11 protein-coding genes, 9 tRNA genes, 3 rRNA genes, 1 pseudogene and 1 riboswitch are annotated in these 16,339 nt (G+C 45.2%); of the genes and pseudogenes, 21 read left to right on the top strand and 3 right to left on the bottom strand.

Annotated features, from left to right (window positions below; translation table 11 throughout):
* The first annotated feature begins 4 nt into the window (after positions 1-4).
* Entirely contained in the window at positions 5-796 is a 792-nt protein-coding gene (locus A6755_RS23230; RefSeq protein WP_063592102.1) for an ABC transporter permease, read from the top strand.
* Between the two features lie 4 nt (positions 797-800).
* Positions 801-1,586, top strand: coding sequence for an ABC transporter permease (locus A6755_RS23225; RefSeq protein WP_053533803.1), 786 nt, complete (start codon positions 801-803; stop codon positions 1,584-1,586).
* 41 nt (positions 1,587-1,627) lie between these two features.
* On the opposite strand, the gene A6755_RS23220 is transcribed toward A6755_RS23225, so the two are convergent.
* Together A6755_RS23220 and metE are read right to left on the bottom strand one after the other, a co-directional pair.
* On the bottom strand, positions 1,628-2,104 hold the full coding sequence (locus A6755_RS23220; protein ID WP_063592101.1) for an acyl-CoA thioesterase: 477 nt from the start codon (positions 2,102-2,104) through the stop codon (positions 1,628-1,630).
* Positions 2,097-4,406, bottom strand: a complete 2,310-nt coding sequence (metE, locus tag A6755_RS23215; RefSeq protein ID WP_174878766.1) for a 5-methyltetrahydropteroyltriglutamate--homocysteine S-methyltransferase — start codon at positions 4,404-4,406, stop codon at positions 2,097-2,099. The genes A6755_RS23220 and metE overlap by 8 nt, the downstream gene beginning before the upstream one ends.
* A gap of 146 nt (positions 4,407-4,552) precedes the next feature.
* A riboswitch (cobalamin riboswitch) is annotated at positions 4,553-4,744 on the bottom strand.
* Between the two features lie 236 nt (positions 4,745-4,980).
* Between metE and A6755_RS23210 the strand changes: the two genes are divergently transcribed.
* From A6755_RS23210 to perR, 6 genes and pseudogenes are all read left to right on the top strand, one after another.
* A complete protein-coding gene (locus A6755_RS23210; RefSeq protein ID WP_034305333.1) occupies positions 4,981-5,400 on the top strand; it encodes a potassium channel family protein in 420 nt (139 codons plus the stop codon).
* Positions 5,401-5,462: 62 nt separating this feature from the next.
* On the top strand, positions 5,463-5,933 hold the full coding sequence (gene bcp, locus A6755_RS23205; RefSeq protein WP_034306447.1) for a thioredoxin-dependent thiol peroxidase: 471 nt from the start codon (positions 5,463-5,465) through the stop codon (positions 5,931-5,933).
* A gap of 11 nt (positions 5,934-5,944) precedes the next feature.
* Positions 5,945-7,054, top strand: a complete 1,110-nt coding sequence (locus A6755_RS23200) for an aminopeptidase (RefSeq protein WP_063592100.1) — start codon at positions 5,945-5,947, stop codon at positions 7,052-7,054.
* A gap of 230 nt (positions 7,055-7,284) precedes the next feature.
* Complete coding sequence (locus A6755_RS27810) at positions 7,285-7,554, top strand: Rossmann-fold NAD(P)-binding domain-containing protein (protein WP_347876812.1); 270 nt, start codon at positions 7,285-7,287, stop codon at positions 7,552-7,554.
* A 64-nt stretch (positions 7,555-7,618) separates the two neighbouring features.
* Positions 7,619-8,094: pseudogene (locus A6755_RS28385) on the top strand (NAD(P)-dependent oxidoreductase).
* A gap of 212 nt (positions 8,095-8,306) precedes the next feature.
* Complete coding sequence (perR, locus tag A6755_RS23190) at positions 8,307-8,750, top strand: peroxide-responsive transcriptional repressor PerR (protein WP_034305329.1); 444 nt, start codon at positions 8,307-8,309, stop codon at positions 8,748-8,750.
* A gap of 96 nt (positions 8,751-8,846) precedes the next feature.
* Here the strand turns inward: perR and A6755_RS23185 are convergent, their stop codons facing one another.
* Entirely contained in the window at positions 8,847-9,200 is a 354-nt protein-coding gene (locus A6755_RS23185) for a YgzB family protein (RefSeq protein WP_034305326.1), read from the bottom strand.
* A gap of 172 nt (positions 9,201-9,372) precedes the next feature.
* Between A6755_RS23185 and A6755_RS23180 the strand changes: the two genes are divergently transcribed.
* The 13 genes from A6755_RS23180 to A6755_RS23120 all read left to right on the top strand — a co-directional run bounded on the left by A6755_RS23180 (position 9,373) and on the right by A6755_RS23120 (position 16,296).
* A complete protein-coding gene (locus A6755_RS23180; RefSeq protein WP_034305324.1) occupies positions 9,373-10,248 on the top strand; it encodes a nucleotidyltransferase-like protein in 876 nt (291 codons plus the stop codon).
* 268 nt (positions 10,249-10,516) lie between these two features.
* Positions 10,517-12,067 (top strand): 16S ribosomal RNA (locus A6755_RS23175).
* Between the two features lie 176 nt (positions 12,068-12,243).
* A 23S ribosomal RNA gene (locus A6755_RS23170) occupies positions 12,244-15,176 on the top strand.
* A 119-nt stretch (positions 15,177-15,295) separates the two neighbouring features.
* Positions 15,296-15,411 (top strand): 5S ribosomal RNA (gene rrf, locus A6755_RS23165).
* Together the 16S, 23S and 5S rRNA genes with 9 tRNA genes alongside form the textbook arrangement of a ribosomal RNA operon.
* Positions 15,412-15,420: 9 nt before the next feature.
* Positions 15,421-15,495, top strand: a tRNA-Asn gene (locus A6755_RS23160).
* A gap of 5 nt (positions 15,496-15,500) precedes the next feature.
* Positions 15,501-15,592, top strand: a tRNA-Ser gene (locus A6755_RS23155).
* A gap of 9 nt (positions 15,593-15,601) precedes the next feature.
* Positions 15,602-15,676, top strand: a tRNA-Glu gene (locus A6755_RS23150).
* 15 nt (positions 15,677-15,691) lie between these two features.
* A tRNA-Val gene (locus tag A6755_RS23145) sits at positions 15,692-15,767 on the top strand.
* 103 nt (positions 15,768-15,870) lie between these two features.
* A tRNA-Met gene (locus tag A6755_RS23140) sits at positions 15,871-15,944 on the top strand.
* Positions 15,945-15,949: 5 nt separating this feature from the next.
* Positions 15,950-16,025: transfer RNA gene (locus A6755_RS23135), tRNA-Asp, on the top strand.
* Between the two features lie 12 nt (positions 16,026-16,037).
* Positions 16,038-16,113, top strand: a tRNA-Phe gene (locus A6755_RS23130).
* Between the two features lie 7 nt (positions 16,114-16,120).
* A tRNA-Thr gene (locus A6755_RS23125) sits at positions 16,121-16,196 on the top strand.
* 16 nt (positions 16,197-16,212) lie between these two features.
* Positions 16,213-16,296: transfer RNA gene (locus tag A6755_RS23120), tRNA-Tyr, on the top strand.
* Positions 16,297-16,339: the final 43 nt, after the last annotated feature.

Genomic DNA, 16,339 nt, shown 5'->3' with positions numbered 1-16,339 from the left:
GGCCATGGGGAAGTATCTTGCCATGATCCGCATGCGTTTTTTGATGATGCTTGCGTATCGAACGGATTATTATACCGGCATTTTAATTTATAGCATTAATATCGGTGCTTATTATTTCTTATGGAATGCGATATATGGAGAAAAAAGCTCCATCGAAGGACTTTCAGGTATGCAGATGACAACCTATGTTGCGGTTGCATGGATGGCGCGCGCTTTTTATTTCAATAATATTGACCGCGAAATCGCCACTGAGATTAAAGACGGCAAGGTCGCCATTGAAATGATCCGGCCTTATAACTATTTAGGCATGAAAACGATGCAAGGACTTGGGGAAGGGATATTCCGTTTTTTCTTCTTCTCGATTCCGGGGATGCTGCTGGTAGCTTTCATTTTTCCTATTGAATTGCCGCATGATCCGGCTGTATGGGGGATCTTCGGCATTTCCTTGCTGTTCAGTTTCATCATCAATACACAAATTAATTTATTGACGGGAATCACTACCTTTTTCTTATATAATAATGCCGGATTAATCCGCGCTAAAAGGGTTATCATTGATTTATTTTCCGGTCTGCTGCTGCCCATCAGTTTCTATCCTATATGGGCGCAGGAAGTGATGAAATATTTACCCTTTCAAGGGATCAGCTATGTACCAAGCATGATTTTTACGAACGGTTACAGTTCAGGCGAAATTGGCATGGCGCTTTTACAGCAGTTAATTTGGTGCATCATTCTCATAATACCGATTCAGCTTTTATGGATAGTCGCAAAAAAACAGCTGATTATTCAAGGAGGTTGACGGGATGTTTTATGTATCGATGTTTTTTCAATATGTGAGTCAATATATGAAGACAAGACTGCAATATAGAGCCGATTTCTTCATGGAAATCCTATCTGACTTGCTCAATCAGGTCGTGAATCTGGTATTTATCTTGGTCGTTTTTGGACATACGCAATTTTTAAGCGGCTGGAGCCGTGAAGAAATCATATTCATTTATGGGTTTTTCCTTATCCCATTCGCCCTTTTTTCGGCCTTTTTCAACATCTGGGATTTTAATGACCGCTATATCGTCAAAGGTGAAATGGACCGGATATTAACAAGACCGATACATAGCCTGTTTCAAGTCATTTTAGAAAGAATCGAGCTTGAAGCGTTATTTGGTGTTGTGACCGGTTTGATCATCATATTCTATTCGGCGATTTCATTGGATCTTCAGCTTGCGTGGTATGACCCGATTCTTTTCATCATTTTTGCAATAGGCGGGGCACTTGCCTATGCAGCCATATTCGTTGCGATAGCAAGCATTGGGTTCTGGTCGGATGCGAAAACATCCATCATGCCAATGATGTACAATATCGGGAACTACGGGCGCTATCCTGTTGATATTTATAATAAGGTCATCCGTTTTGTCCTTACATGGGTGCTGCCATTCGCGTTTGTCGGTGTCTATCCGGCATCTTATTTCCTAAGAAAAGAAGAGTGGTATGCATATGCATTTGCCACACCTGTAATTGGGGTTGCCTTTTTCGTGATATCCGTTTTTATATGGAATCAGGGAGTGAAGAGGTACCGCGGAGCAGGGAACTGAAAGAACCCCTTCAACAGCATTCATGTTGAAGGGGTTTTTGTTTAGTTCCGTTTTTTCTTTCTTTCAATATATCTAGCTTGGGCTTGAACATATTGCTGTTTTTCCTCTTCCGTTTCCGGGATGACCTGTGGTACGTTTGTCGGCTTACCGTCTTCATCAATGGCAAGCATCGTTAAAAAAGCGCGTGCCGTTAGCTGTTTTTCACCTGTTAGTAGGTTCTCACGTTCCACTTTCACGAATACCTCCATTGATGTGCGATGAGTACAGGTGACATAAGCTTCAAGGTTGATCGCGTCCCCTGTTTTGATGGGGGCCAAAAAATCAAAAGAGTCGCTTGAAGCAGTCACAACGGGTTTTCGACAATGTCGCATAGCGGAAATGCAAGCTATTTTATCAACATAGGCCATTACTTTTCCGCCAAAGATGGTATTATGATGATTTGTATCCGGTGGAAAAACAAGGTCAGTTAAAAAAGTCCGTGACTGCTGTGTTGGATGAGCAACGTTCTTTTCAATCATTTGCCTGCTGGTTTACTAAAAGTTTTTTACGGACGGCTTTTGCTGCTTCGACCATGTTTTTCAGGGAAGCGACGGTTTCCGGGATACCCCTTGTTTTCAGGCCGCAGTCGGGATTGATCCAAAACTGGTCTTTATCCAATACCTTGATGCCCCGTTCAATCATATCGACCATTTCTTCCACTGCCGGCACACGCGGGCTGTGAATATCATACACACCCAGGCCAATGCCTTTTTCATATGTTTTTTCCTCGAATGCGGAAGCGAGCTCCCCATGACTGCGGGATGTTTCGATGGAAATTACATCGGCATCGAGGGAGGAGATGACATCCATGAAACTATTGAAGTCGCAATAGCACATATGCGTGTGAATTTGGGTTGTATCCTCCACGCTAGATGTGGATATCAAGAATGAATTCACTGCCCAGTTCAAATACTCGTCACGATCGCTTTTTTTCAATGGCAGACCTTCTCTAAGTGCAGGCTCATCAACCTGAATCATTTTAATTCCAGCAGATTCCAAGGCAATGACCTCTTTTTCCAAAGCGAGCGCCAGCTGATAGCAAACATCCTCCCTAGAAATATCATCACGGACGAAAGACCAGTTCAAAATCGTAACAGGACCTGTCAGCATTCCCTTCACCGTCTTCTTCGTCAGTGATTGTGCGTATACACTTTCCCTGACTGTCATCGGTTCGATGAAATGGATGTCGCCGTAGATGACTGGCGGTTTCACGCAGCGGGATCCATAGGACTGTACCCAACCCTTTTCTAAAAAGACGAATCCGCCTAATTTATGGCCGAAGTATTCAACCATATCCGTCCGTTCGAATTCCCCATGAACGAGAACATCCAAACCGATTTCTTCTTGGATTTCGATCCACCTGCCGATTTCTTCGTTAACGAATGTTTCATATTGCTTTGCTGTCCATTCTCCTCTATTGAATTTCCCGCGTGCTTGTTTAACTTCAAATGTCTGCGGAAAGCTGCCGATCGTAGTCGAAGGGAGAAAAGGCAATTTGAAAAATTCCTGTTGTTTTTGGTAACGGTCTTTAAATGGAAGCTGCCGGCCGGCGGTCCCGTTTTTAACCTTTTCGACATTGGATTTTACAGACCCGTGATTTCGGACATTTGAATTGGCTAACGTTTGAATCGTAAATTTATTGGCATCGACTTTTTCGGCGATCGCTTCAATGCCTTGATTATTCCCTTTGACCAAAAGTGTGATTTCCTCAAGTTTTTCATCAGCGAAAGCAAGGGCCTCTTTCACTTCTTTTGAAAGGGCGGTTTCATTTCGAACGGTCACCGGGACATGAAGCAGGGAACAAGAGGGCTGTAGCCAGATTTGGTCCTCGGCTACCTGTTTCTTAAGTGTCTCGATCAATTCGATTTTTTGGGATAAATCAGATAGCCAAATGTTTTTTCCATCAATCACACCTGCTGCAAGCACTTTATCCTTCGGGAAACCAAATGCCTCAAGGTTACTTAAATTCCTCCCTTTATCATGTACAAAATCAAGACCGATCCCTTGGACTTGTAATTCGATGACTTCTTGGTAATGTTCCACCGCATCAAAGTATGTTTGTAGCATGATGTTCAGGTTTGGTGCTGCTTCATTCAGTTTTTCATAAAGGTAAGTAACGGTTTGCATATCATCTTTGGAAATGGATGAAACAAGGGAAGGCTCGTCCATTTGAACCCACTTCACGCCTTCTTGCTCCAACTCCCGCAGGATTTGCGTGTATAGGGGAAGCAGTCTCAGGATGATGCCAGGGATTTCTTGTTTATTGAAGCCTTTTGAAAGGGAGAGGAAAGTATAAGGTCCGATCAAAACGGGCTTCGTTTCGATCCCTAGCTTTTCCTTGGCTTCCCGATATGCTGTAAGTGGTTTATTTTCTGTTAAAGTAAGCTGTGCCAGTTTTAATTCAGGGACAATATAGTGAGAGTTCGTATTGAACCATTTCGTCATTTCTGAAGCGACTTCATCATTGTTTCCCCGGGCCATTGAATAATAAACGGAAAGGGGGACACTTCCGCCTTCATAAGCTGAATAACGTTCAGGAACAAGACCGAACATGACGGACATATCGAGCATTTGATCATAGTAAGTGAAGTCGTTGACTGGGATGATATCAATGCCTCGTTGCTTCTGTTTTTGTAAGTTGCCTAAACGGATGGCTTTTAGTTGTGACGTAAATTCCGCTTCATCGATTTTACCGGACCAGTAAGCTTCCAATGTACGTTTCCATTCACGATCTTCCCCGATTCGAGGGTAACCCAAACTGCTGCTCTTCAAAATTTCCATCCTCCTACATTCAATTGATCGAACAATAAAAAAAGCATTCCTAACCGTCAAAAAAGAAAGTTAGAAATGCTTAAAATAAAGAGGCATGCAAAATGCCCCTTACAATTATAAGGTCCCTAACACCTCCCTATCTCCCGTAGGTTAAAACAGTGTTGTCGAAATAGGCAGGTCTCCTGACTTAGGGAATATCATTAGCGGCTGGCCTTCCCGATCCGTTGATCAGTGGCAAATTGATTGACGCTAACATTCCCATTACAGTGGCGGGACCGTGCCGGAATTACACCGGACTTCCCTTTTAATCCTAATGAAAATTAGGAACCTATTTCCACATATGAAATTTTGCAAAACCTGCCTTGTTAACTGTTTGCAGGTCAAAGATTTATAAAATAAAAACTATTATAAAAATTTAGGCAATCTTAACATATCCGACCAAAAGGGTCAACATGGAAAAAGAATTAGGGAAAGTTTCCGTTTAATGCGTTTGTCGGTGATAAGGCTGATTCCTAAAAAGAATATATTGTTTGGACAGGGAGTATGTATAGAGGAAGTGGCGTTTTGAAATGGGGCGTGGGGGATGACTTTCTACATCTTGATTGCAGGGATCATTTTTTGCATGGTGATGAGCATTCGTACGTTATTTCTTGTTGAGTCGGGAGGAAAGAAGTTTTCTCTTGAGGATATGCTGTGGCTTGGCAATTTATATGCGACGATATTAGTTGGATTTGCACTGATATATTTATTATACGAGCTTCAGAATCATTCGGTGATTCTTGATATGGGCAATCGGTTGGATGGGACTTTCTATGAACAATTGAAGACTTCTTTTTATTTTAGTGCGATGACGATGTTTTCTGTAGGGTATGGAGATATAGCCCCGATTGGCATGGGCAGGATGATAGCTACCATTCAGGCCTTCATTGGGTATACACTGCCGGCAGCGTTCGTGATTCGGACGGTGATCGATCTGGAGCAGAAAGATAGGAAGGATAAATGAAAGTTGTGTTTCTTTCGATTATTGGGTACTCTTACCATAATGAAAGAAATGGAGGGTTCAATATGACTGTTAAAATTGGAGAAAAAGCACCTGATTTCAAACTCCCTGCAAACAATGGTGAAATGGTTTCCCTATCGGATTTTAAGGGGAAAAACATTGTTTTATATTTTTACCCAAAAGACATGACGCCAGGTTGCACGACGGAGGCCTGTGATTTCCGGGACCATAATGAGCAATTCGAGGAACTGAACGCGGTCATCCTTGGTATCAGCCCAGATCCAGCGGCACGTCATGAAAAATTCATCGAAAAACATGGACTGCCTTTTCTGCTGCTGGCTGACGAAAATCATGAAGCGGCTGAATCATTTGATGTTTGGCAATTGAAAAAGAACTTCGGCAAGGAGTATATGGGCATTGAACGTTCAACTTTCCTCATTGATAAGGCTGGAAATGTAGTCAAAGAATGGCGTAAAGTAAAGGTTAAAGGCCACGTCGAAGAAGCGCTTGAAACTCTTCGCGAACTCGAAAAATAAGGGATAGGCAGATGAGGGATGAGAGGATAACGAAGCTTGCAGCCAGGCTGATTCATCATTCGATACAATTACAGCCTAAAGAGAGAATCCTCATACGGGGGCATATCAACACGAAACCATTATTGAAAGAGTTGATTGATGAAATATACAGAGTGGGTGCTTATCCATATGTGGAACTCGAGGACGATGAGATAAGCCGCCACCTGTTACTAGGGAATGTGAAGGAGCAGCTTGACACAGCTTCACAATGGGCCTTGAAGAAATATACGGATATCGATGCGGTCATCATCATCACTGGGGAAGAAAACAATGCCGAAATGACTGATGTTCCCATCGAGAGGCACCGTCTTCAAGGGGAGGCAATGAATTCCCCTACACTTTTTTATGTAAACAACCGACGTTGGGTCTTACTTAATTATCCCACCAAGGCATCAGCGCAAAAAGCCGGCATGACCTTCAAGAGGTACGAAGACTTTCTTTTGAACGTATGCACAATGGATTACGGGAAAATGGAGGCGGCTTTGAAGCCGTTAAAACAATTGATGCAACGTACTGACAAAGTCAGGATCGTTTCACCAAGGACAGATTTGACCTTTTCCATCAAAGGCATGCCGGCCGTCATATGTGCCGGAAAAAACAATTTACCGGATGGGGAAGTATTTACGGCACCCATAAAAGATAGTCTCAATGGAAGGATATCCTTCAACACACCCACAACCTATGAAGGAATCACCTTTAGTGACATAGAATTAAACTTGAAAAAGGGGAAAATCATTAAAGCGACTTCCAATCGTGACCCTGAAATGAACCAAATTCTGAATATTGATGAAGGGTCCCGGTTTATAGGGGAGTTCGCTATTGGAATCAATCCATACATATTGGAACCTATGGACGATATTTTGTTGGATGAGAAAATAAGCGGGAGCCTGCACTTGGCTCTTGGACTTGCCTATGATGAAGCGGATAATGGAAACAGGTCATCGATACATTGGGATATGGTCTTGATCCAGCGTCCGGAATATGGGGGCGGTGACATCTATTTCGACGACGTCCTGATCAGAAGGGATGGCTTTTTTGTTTTGCCGGAATTACATGCATTAAACCCAAATTCTTTAAAATAAAGCCTTTTTTAATAAGGATGAGGCTTTTGTCCAACTCAAAAAGGGGACACCCGAATATGCTTTATTAAGGGAATACCTCCTCAGAGAAAGTTGCGCGGGACACATAGAGCCCGTGTTTTTTTATGTTAATTAAAAGGGGGAGATATACATGTTAGTACTTTCGACTGTCATTCCGAATGAAGGTATCCAAACGGAAATGATGAAAGCTTTTCCTGATTTGAACTTCATTTATCAAAAAGGATGGGCCGCTTCGTGAAGCGGAAATCTTAATTACATATGGTGAAGATTTAACTGAAGAAATCATTCAGAAAGCAGCGAACTTGAAATGGATCATGGTCATGAGTGCAGGGATGGAAATAATGCCATTTAAAGCCATCGAGGAACGAGGCATAATGGTGACCAACGCAAGAGGCATTCATAAAATCCCGATGGCCGAGTATACGATAGGGATGCTTTTGCAATATGAAAAGAAATTGAAGCTGCTTATGAAGAATGAATAGGAAGAATGAATAGGAAGAATTGTGGGATAGAAAGATTGAAGTAGGGGAATTGAATGGCAAGACCATGCTCGTAATGGGCGTGGGTGCAATTGGAGGGGAAGTGGCTTGTCTTGGGAAAGCCTTTGGGATGAAGACGATAGGAATGAACCGGAGCGGGAAACCGGTGCAATCCATCGATCACCTTTATGACCTGGATCATTTAATGGAAGCCAAACCGCGAGCCGATTATATTGTATCGTCCTGCCAAGTACGGATGAAACGAAAGGCCTTCTGCAAAAAGAACACTTCAAAGCCATGAAAGAATCTGCAGTATTCGTGAATATTGGCCGCGGCGACCTGATTAAAGATGAAGTGCTGATCGAAGCCCTGGATGCCGGAGAATTGTCTCATGCCATCTTGGATGTATTTGATCCGGAGCCTTTAGGAAAAGGGCATCCGTTTTGGAGGATGGAGAATGTTACAGTCACATCGCATCTTTCAAGTAAAAGCGGAGAATATTTACCAAGGACCATTGCCATATTTCGAAAAAAATATGCGTGAACCTAAAAGCTGGAAAAGACTTCACCAACGTAATCGACTTATCTAGGGGATACTAAGTTTCAATGCAAAAATGGGAAAGAATCAAGTCTTCATGAATAAACTAAAAAAGAATGGTTAAGCCATTGAATTATTGACAAATTCAACGTATAAAAGGTACACTATTTATAAACATTATAATTTAAGAATGCATACTTAATGAGAAAAAGAGGTGGATGACGGTGTCTGAAGTTCAGTTAAAAGAAGCGTTGGATTCCTTAAAAGATACCGGTGTAAGAATAACTCCTCAACGCCATGCGATACTTGAGTATTTGATAAGCTGCATGTCCCACCCTACCGCTGATGATATATATAAAGCGCTGGAAGGCAAGTTTCCGAATATGAGTGTGGCAACGGTTTATAACAACCTGCGTGTGTTCCGTGAGGTAGGTTTGGTAAAAGAACTTACGTATGGGGATTCTTCGGCAAGGTTTGATTTTGTGACGACGAATCATTATCATGTAATTTGCCAAACTTGCGGTAAAATTGTGGACTTCGATTATCCTGCATTGGATGAAGTCGAGCATTTCGCAGCACAAGTCACTGGTTTCAATGTTAGTCACCATCGGATGGAAATCTACGGCGACTGTATGGATTGTGCGAAAAAAGAATCGCATTAAAAAAAGTTCCTCCACTTGGTTGGAACTTTTTTTCATGTTTATGAAGAAATGATACAATTGTTAAAGCCTTCTTGAAAGGGAATTCAGCTAATCGACTTAATCATGCAGGCTTTTCCGGTTATATTTTTCATTGAATTCTTCGCCTTCCAACTTTTTGTCAAGTGTCAATGGTTCTTCACAATGCATGCAAATATCTACACGTCCTAGTATTTTTGTAGGTTTGCTGCAGTTAGGGCAGACAACCTGGATCGATTTTGTAGAAAGCATTCCAATCCAGAAATAAACCCCTGTGCTTGCGATTATGAATAAAAGGCCCAGCCCCATGAAAATCGTCATGACAACAGGATGTGTTTTGAAGAAAAGCCCAAGGTACATTACGATAAAGCCAATGAAAATCAAACTCAAAGCAAAAGTGCGTATTTTATTGATTTTACTAGAATATTTAGCCATGGATTGTCCCTCCTAAAATATAACTTTAACTATAACATAAACAATGGATGGAACAAAAAAGAAATAAAGGATACATATTACTTTTGTTGAATTGGTTTGGGGTAAGGGAACTAAGCAGGAATTTGAAGAGTTTTGTCGAAAATCTAAAAAAAAGGTTTTGGAGGAATTTATGATGGAAGATATCCTTCGCCCGATTTATCAAGAGCGAGCAAGTTTAAAATCTACACTTGGAATCTTGTTAGTAGAAAAAAGAGATGATAATAGCCCGATTACCGATACGTTTGACTACATCCTTTTTGTAATTGCAGACGAAGCAGAAGAGGCCGTGTTTTTAAAACATTACACATACCAGGATAAAAAGGCGGCCTTGCATATCGTAAAGGAAGACCAATTAAAAGAATGGCTCCTATTAGGCACGAACCGCAAAGTGGTTGACTGGATATATAACGGGAAGGTCCTTTTTGACCGGAACGAATATCTGGACCGTTTGAAAACCGAAATCCGGGAGTTCCCCTTCTATGGAAGGAAGTTAAAGATGGGGATGGAGTTCGCGAAGTTAATTCGCAGGTACATGGATGGGAAAAGCTTCTTTGAAAAAGGCCATCATCTTGAGGCATACAATCATATCGTTCATTCCCTGCATCATTTGGCCCGTTTGGAGATAATAGAACAGGGCTTTTATCCGGAGGTTACTGTCTGGAACCAAGTGAAGCATATGGAACCTGAAATTTACAAGCTGTATAAAGAATTGATCAGCAGTGAGGAAACGCTCGAAAAAAGATTGGAGCTTTTATTCCTTGCGAGCGAATTTCTTATATATTCGAGGACGAATGCAGGTTCACAGCATTTGGTCGAAATAATGGGAATGAAAGAAGATCCGTGGACGATTGCAGAGCTTATGGAGCATCCGGAAGTTAAGTTTTATTCAGTAGACCTAGGCGTTTTATTGGAATATTTGATAGAGAAGAAGGTAATCGATGTCATCAAAGCGGAGACAAAAGGGCACGAGGTATATCATCGGTTTTATCGTGTATCAAAAAACTTTTAAAAAAATGCATTTTTATTGTTGACCAATAATAATATAGGTGTTATATTAATACATGTCGCTGCGGGACATCAGCTTTCGCAGCTTCATCAAAACAAAAAAATAAAAAAACATGTTGACAACAGAGTTGAAAACATGATAAGATGTAAAAGTCGCTTACGAAGTAGACGACATCGAAATTGCTCTTTGAAAACTGAACAAAACAAAGCGCCAACGTTAAATTTTAAGTGAGCACACACTATCAAAAAAGCAAATGAGCAAGTCAAACATTTCTTCGGAGAGTTTGATCCTGGCTCAGGACGAACGCTGGCGGCGTGCCTAATACATGCAAGTCGAGCGAATCGATGGGAGCTTGCTCCCTGAGATTAGCGGCGGACGGGTGAGTAACACGTGGGCAACCTGCCTATAAGACTGGGATAACTTCGGGAAACCGGAGCTAATACCGGATACGTTCTTTTCTCGCATGAGAGAAGATGGAAAGACGGTTTACGCTGTCACTTATAGATGGGCCCGCGGCGCATTAGCTAGTTGGTGAGGTAATGGCTCACCAAGGCGACGATGCGTAGCCGACCTGAGAGGGTGATCGGCCACACTGGGACTGAGACACGGCCCAGACTCCTACGGGAGGCAGCAGTAGGGAATCTTCCGCAATGGACGAAAGTCTGACGGAGCAACGCCGCGTGAACGAAGAAGGCCTTCGGGTCGTAAAGTTCTGTTGTTAGGGAAGAACAAGTACCAGAGTAACTGCTGGTACCTTGACGGTACCTAACCAGAAAGCCACGGCTAACTACGTGCCAGCAGCCGCGGTAATACGTAGGTGGCAAGCGTTGTCCGGAATTATTGGGCGTAAAGCGCGCGCAGGTGGTTCCTTAAGTCTGATGTGAAAGCCCACGGCTCAACCGTGGAGGGTCATTGGAAACTGGGGAACTTGAGTGCAGAAGAGGAAAGTGGAATTCCAAGTGTAGCGGTGAAATGCGTAGAGATTTGGAGGAACACCAGTGGCGAAGGCGACTTTCTGGTCTGTAACTGACACTGAGGCGCGAAAGCGTGGGGAGCAAACAGGATTAGATACCCTGGTAGTCCACGCCGTAAACGATGAGTGCTAAGTGTTAGAGGGTTTCCGCCCTTTAGTGCTGCAGCTAACGCATTAAGCACTCCGCCTGGGGAGTACGGCCGCAAGGCTGAAACTCAAAGGAATTGACGGGGGCCCGCACAAGCGGTGGAGCATGTGGTTTAATTCGAAGCAACGCGAAGAACCTTACCAGGTCTTGACATCCTCTGACAACCCTAGAGATAGGGCTTTCCCCTTCGGGGGACAGAGTGACAGGTGGTGCATGGTTGTCGTCAGCTCGTGTCGTGAGATGTTGGGTTAAGTCCCGCAACGAGCGCAACCCTTGATCTTAGTTGCCAGCATTCAGTTGGGCACTCTAAGGTGACTGCCGGTGACAAACCGGAGGAAGGTGGGGATGACGTCAAATCATCATGCCCCTTATGACCTGGGCTACACACGTGCTACAATGGATGGTACAAAGGGCTGCAAACCTGCGAAGGTAAGCGAATCCCATAAAGCCATTCTCAGTTCGGATTGCAGGCTGCAACTCGCCTGCATGAAGCCGGAATCGCTAGTAATCGCGGATCAGCATGCCGCGGTGAATACGTTCCCGGGCCTTGTACACACCGCCCGTCACACCACGAGAGTTTGTAACACCCGAAGTCGGTGAGGTAACCTTCATGGAGCCAGCCGCCTAAGGTGGGACAGATGATTGGGGTGAAGTCGTAACAAGGTAGCCGTATCGGAAGGTGCGGCTGGATCACCTCCTTTCTAAGGATAATTACGAGAGCGCTTTTGTTTTGTTCAGTTTTGAATGAGTAATTCATTCAAATAGGAAAGACGAACATCACGATGTGATGGATTCTTTCTGCTTTGTTCCTTGAAAACTAGATAATAGATAGAAGGCAATTAATTTTTTTCAAAGCATCTGTAAGATCTTTTTTAACGGTTAAGTTAGAAAGGGCGCACGGTGGATGCCTTGGCACTAGGAGCCGATGAAGGACGGGACTAACACCGATATGCTTCGGGGAGCTGTAAGTAAGCTTTGATCCGGAGATTTCCGAATGGGGAAACCCACTGTTCGTAATGGAACAGTATCTTTACCTGAATACATAGGGTACTGAAGGCAGACCCGGGGAACTGAAACATCTAAGTACCCGGAGGAAGAGAAAGCAAACGCGATTTCCTGAGTAGCGGCGAGCGAAACGGAATTAGCCCAAACCAAGAGGCTTGCCTCTTGGGGTTGTAGGACACTCAACATGGAGTTACAAAGGAACGGGGTAAATGAAGCGACCTGGAAAGGTCCGTCGAAGAAGGTAAAAACCCTGTAGTTGAAACTTCGTTCCCTCCTGAGTGGATCCTGAGTACGGCGGGACACGAGAAATCCCGTCGGAAGCAGGGAGGACCATCTCCCAAGGCTAAATACTCCCTAGTGACCGATAGTGAACCAGTACCGTGAGGGAAAGGTGAAAAGCACCCCGGAAGGGGAGTGAAATAGATCCTGAAACCGTGTGCCTACAAGTAGTCAAAGCCCGTTAATGGGTAATGGCGTGCCTTTTGTAGAATGAACCGGCGAGTTACGATTTCATGCGAGGTTAAGTTGATGAGACGGAGCCGCAGCGAAAGCGAGTCTGAATAGGGCGAATGAGTATGAGGTCGTAGACCCGAAACCAGGTGATCTACCCATGTCCAGGGTGAAGTTCAGGTAACACTGAATGGAGGCCCGAACCCACGCACGTTGAAAAGTGCGGGGATGAGGTGTGGGTAGCGGAGAAATTCCAATCGAACCTGGAGATAGCTGGTTCTCTCCGAAATAGCTTTAGGGCTAGCCTCAAGATGAGAGTATTGGAGGTAGAGCACTGATTGGACTAGGGGCCCCCAACGGGTTACCGAATTCAGTCAAACTCCGAATGCCAAATACTTATTCTTGGGAGTCAGACTGCGAGTGATAAGATCCGTAGTCGAAAGGGAAACAGCCCAGACCACCAGCTAAGGTCCCAAAGTATACGTTAAGTGGAAAAGGATGTGGAGTTGCTTAGACAACCAGGATGTTGGCTTAGAAGCAGCCACCATTTAAAGAGTGCGTAATAGCTCACTGGTCGAGTGACTCCGCGCCGAAAATGTACCGGGGCTAAACGTATCACCGAAGCTGTGGATTGACACCGTATGGTGTCGATGGTAGGAGAGCGTTCTAAGGGCGTTGAAGTCAGACCGGAAGGACTGGTGGAGCGCTTAGAAGTGAGAATGCCGGTATGAGTAGCGAAAGAAGGGTGAGAATCCCTTCCACCGAATGCCTAAGGTTTCCTGAGGAAGGCTCGTCCGCTCAGGGTTAGTCGGGACCTAAGCCGAGGCCGAAAGGCGTAGGCGATGGACAACAGGTTGATATTCCTGTACCACCTATACATCGTTTGAACGATGGGGGGACGCAGAAGGATAGGGTAAGCGCGCTGTTGGATATGCGCGTCCAAGCAGTTAGGCCGGAAACGAGGCAAATCCCGTTTCCATTAAGGCGGAGCTGTGATGGCGAGGGAAATATAGTACCGAAGTTCCTGATTCCACGCTGCCAAGAAAAGCCTCTAGTGAGATGTAAGGTGCCCGTACCGCAAACCGACACAGGTAGGCGAGGAGAGAATCCTAAGGTGTGCGAGAGAACTCTCGTTAAGGAACTCGGCAAAATGACCCCGTAACTTCGGGAGAAGGGGTGCTTTTTAGGGTGAATAGCCCAGAAAAGCCGCAGTGAATAGGCCCAGGCGACTGTTTAGCAAAAACACAGGTCTCTGCGAAGCCGCAAGGCGAAGTATAGGGGCTGACACCTGCCCGGTGCTGGAAGGTTAAGGGGAGAGGTTAGCGCAAGCGAAGCTTTGAACCGAAGCCCCAGTAAACGGCGGCCGTAACTATAACGGTCCTAAGGTAGCGAAATTCCTTGTCGGGTAAGTTCCGACCCGCACGAAAGGTGTAACGATCTGGGCACTGTCTCAACGAGAGACTCGGTGAAATTATAGTACCTGTGAAGATGCAGGTTACCCGCGACAGGACGGAAAGACCCCGTGGAGCTTTACTGCAGCCTGATATTGAATTTTGGTACAGCTTGTACAGGATAGGTAGGAGCCTGAGAAGCCGGAGCGCCAGCTTCGGTGGAGGCGTTGGTGGGATACTACCCTGGCTGTATTGAAATTCTAACCCGCGCCCCTTATCGGGGTGGGAGACAGTGTCAGGTGGGCAGTTTGACTGGGGCGGTCGCCTCCTAAAGAGTAACGGAGGCGCCCAAAGGTTCCCTCAGAATGGTTGGAAATCATTCGTAGAGTGTAAAGGCACAAGGGAGCTTGACTGCGAGACCTACAAGTCGAGCAGGGACGAAAGTCGGGCTTAGTGATCCGGTGGTTCCGCATGGAAGGGCCATCGCTCAACGGATAAAAGCTACCCCGGGGATAACAGGCTTATCTCCCCCAAGAGTCCACATCGACGGGGAGGTTTGGCACCTCGATGTCGGCTCATCGCATCCTGGGGCTGTAGTCGGTCCCAAGGGTTGGGCTGTTCGCCCATTAAAGCGGTACGCGAGCTGGGTTCAGAACGTCGTGAGACAGTTCGGTCCCTATCCGTCGCGGGCGCAGGAAATTTGAGAGGAGCTGTCCTTAGTACGAGAGGACCGGGATGGACGCACCGCTGGTGTACCAGTTGTCTTGCCAAAGGCATAGCTGGGTAGCTACGTGCGGACGGGATAAGTGCTGAAAGCATCTAAGCATGAAGCCCCCCTCAAGATGAGATTTCCCATGGCGCAAGCTAGTAAGATCCCTGAAAGATGATCAGGTTGATAGGTCAGAGGTGGAAGCATGGTGACATGTGGAGCTGACTGATACTAATAGATCGAGGACTTAACCAACGCTTTTTAAAAAGTGAAATACCTTCTTATTATCTAGTTTTGAAGGAATGAAAATTTCTTCTTGCATTTTCTCAAAAAGACGTTATAATAATATATGTCTTGAAAAAATGTTAACATTGTTTGGTGACGATAGCGAAGAGGTCACACCCGTTCCCATTCCGAACACGGCAGTTAAGCTCTTCAGCGCCGATGGTAGTTGGGGGGTTCCCCCTGTGAGAGTAGGACGTCGCCAAGCTTATATTGTTCCGCAGTAGCTCAGTGGTAGAGCATTCGGCTGTTAACCGAACGGTCGTAGGTTCGAGTCCTACCTGCGGAGCCATTATTGGAGAGCTGTCCGAGTGGCCGAAGGAGCACGATTGGAAATCGTGTAGACGGGTAACCCTGTCTCAAGGGTTCAAATCCCTTGCTCTCCGCCATTTATACCTGGCCCGTTGGTCAAGCGGTTAAGACACCGCCCTTTCACGGCGGTAACACGGGTTCGAATCCCGTACGGGTCACCATTTAGACAACATATTGGAGGATTAGCTCAGCTGGGAGAGCATCTGCCTTACAAGCAGAGGGTCGGCGGTTCGATCCCGTCATCCTCCACCATTTTTCAATAAGATCAGGTTGTTTCTGCATAAAGGATTGATTATTCAGCCCATTGAAACGCTTAACACGAAAACTTGATGTATAATAGCAACATTATTACCGTCGCGGGGTGGAGCAGTCCGGTAGCTCGTCGGGCTCATAACCCGAAGGTCGCAGGTTCAAATCCTGTCCCCGCAATCTATGGTCCCGTGGTGTAGCGGTTAACATGCCTGCCTGTCACGCAGGAGATCGCGGGTTCGATTCCCGTCGGGACCGCCATTTTTAATGTTTGGCTCAGTAGCTCAGTCGGTAGAGCAAAGGACTGAAAATCCTTGTGTCGGCGGTTCGATTCCGTCCTGAGCCACCATAGTAGTGCCGGTGTAGCTCAACTGGTAGAGCAACTGACTTGTAATCAGTAGGTTGGGGGTTCAAGTCCTCTTGCCGGCACCATGTTTCATCCATATGCGGAGGGGTAGCGAAGTGGCTAAACGCGGCGGACTGTAAATCCGCTCCTTCGGGTTCGGCAGTTCGAATCTGCCCCCCTCCACCATTTTTATTACAGGGGTATAGTTTAAAGGTAGAACAGAGGTCTC

The sequence above is a fragment of the Peribacillus frigoritolerans genome, assembly GCF_001636405.1.
GTDB classification, from domain to species: domain Bacteria; phylum Bacillota; class Bacilli; order Bacillales; family DSM-1321; genus Peribacillus; species Peribacillus frigoritolerans.
The sequence above is the reverse complement of the archived record's forward strand: the minus strand, read 5'-3'. Positions and strand labels throughout refer to the sequence as shown.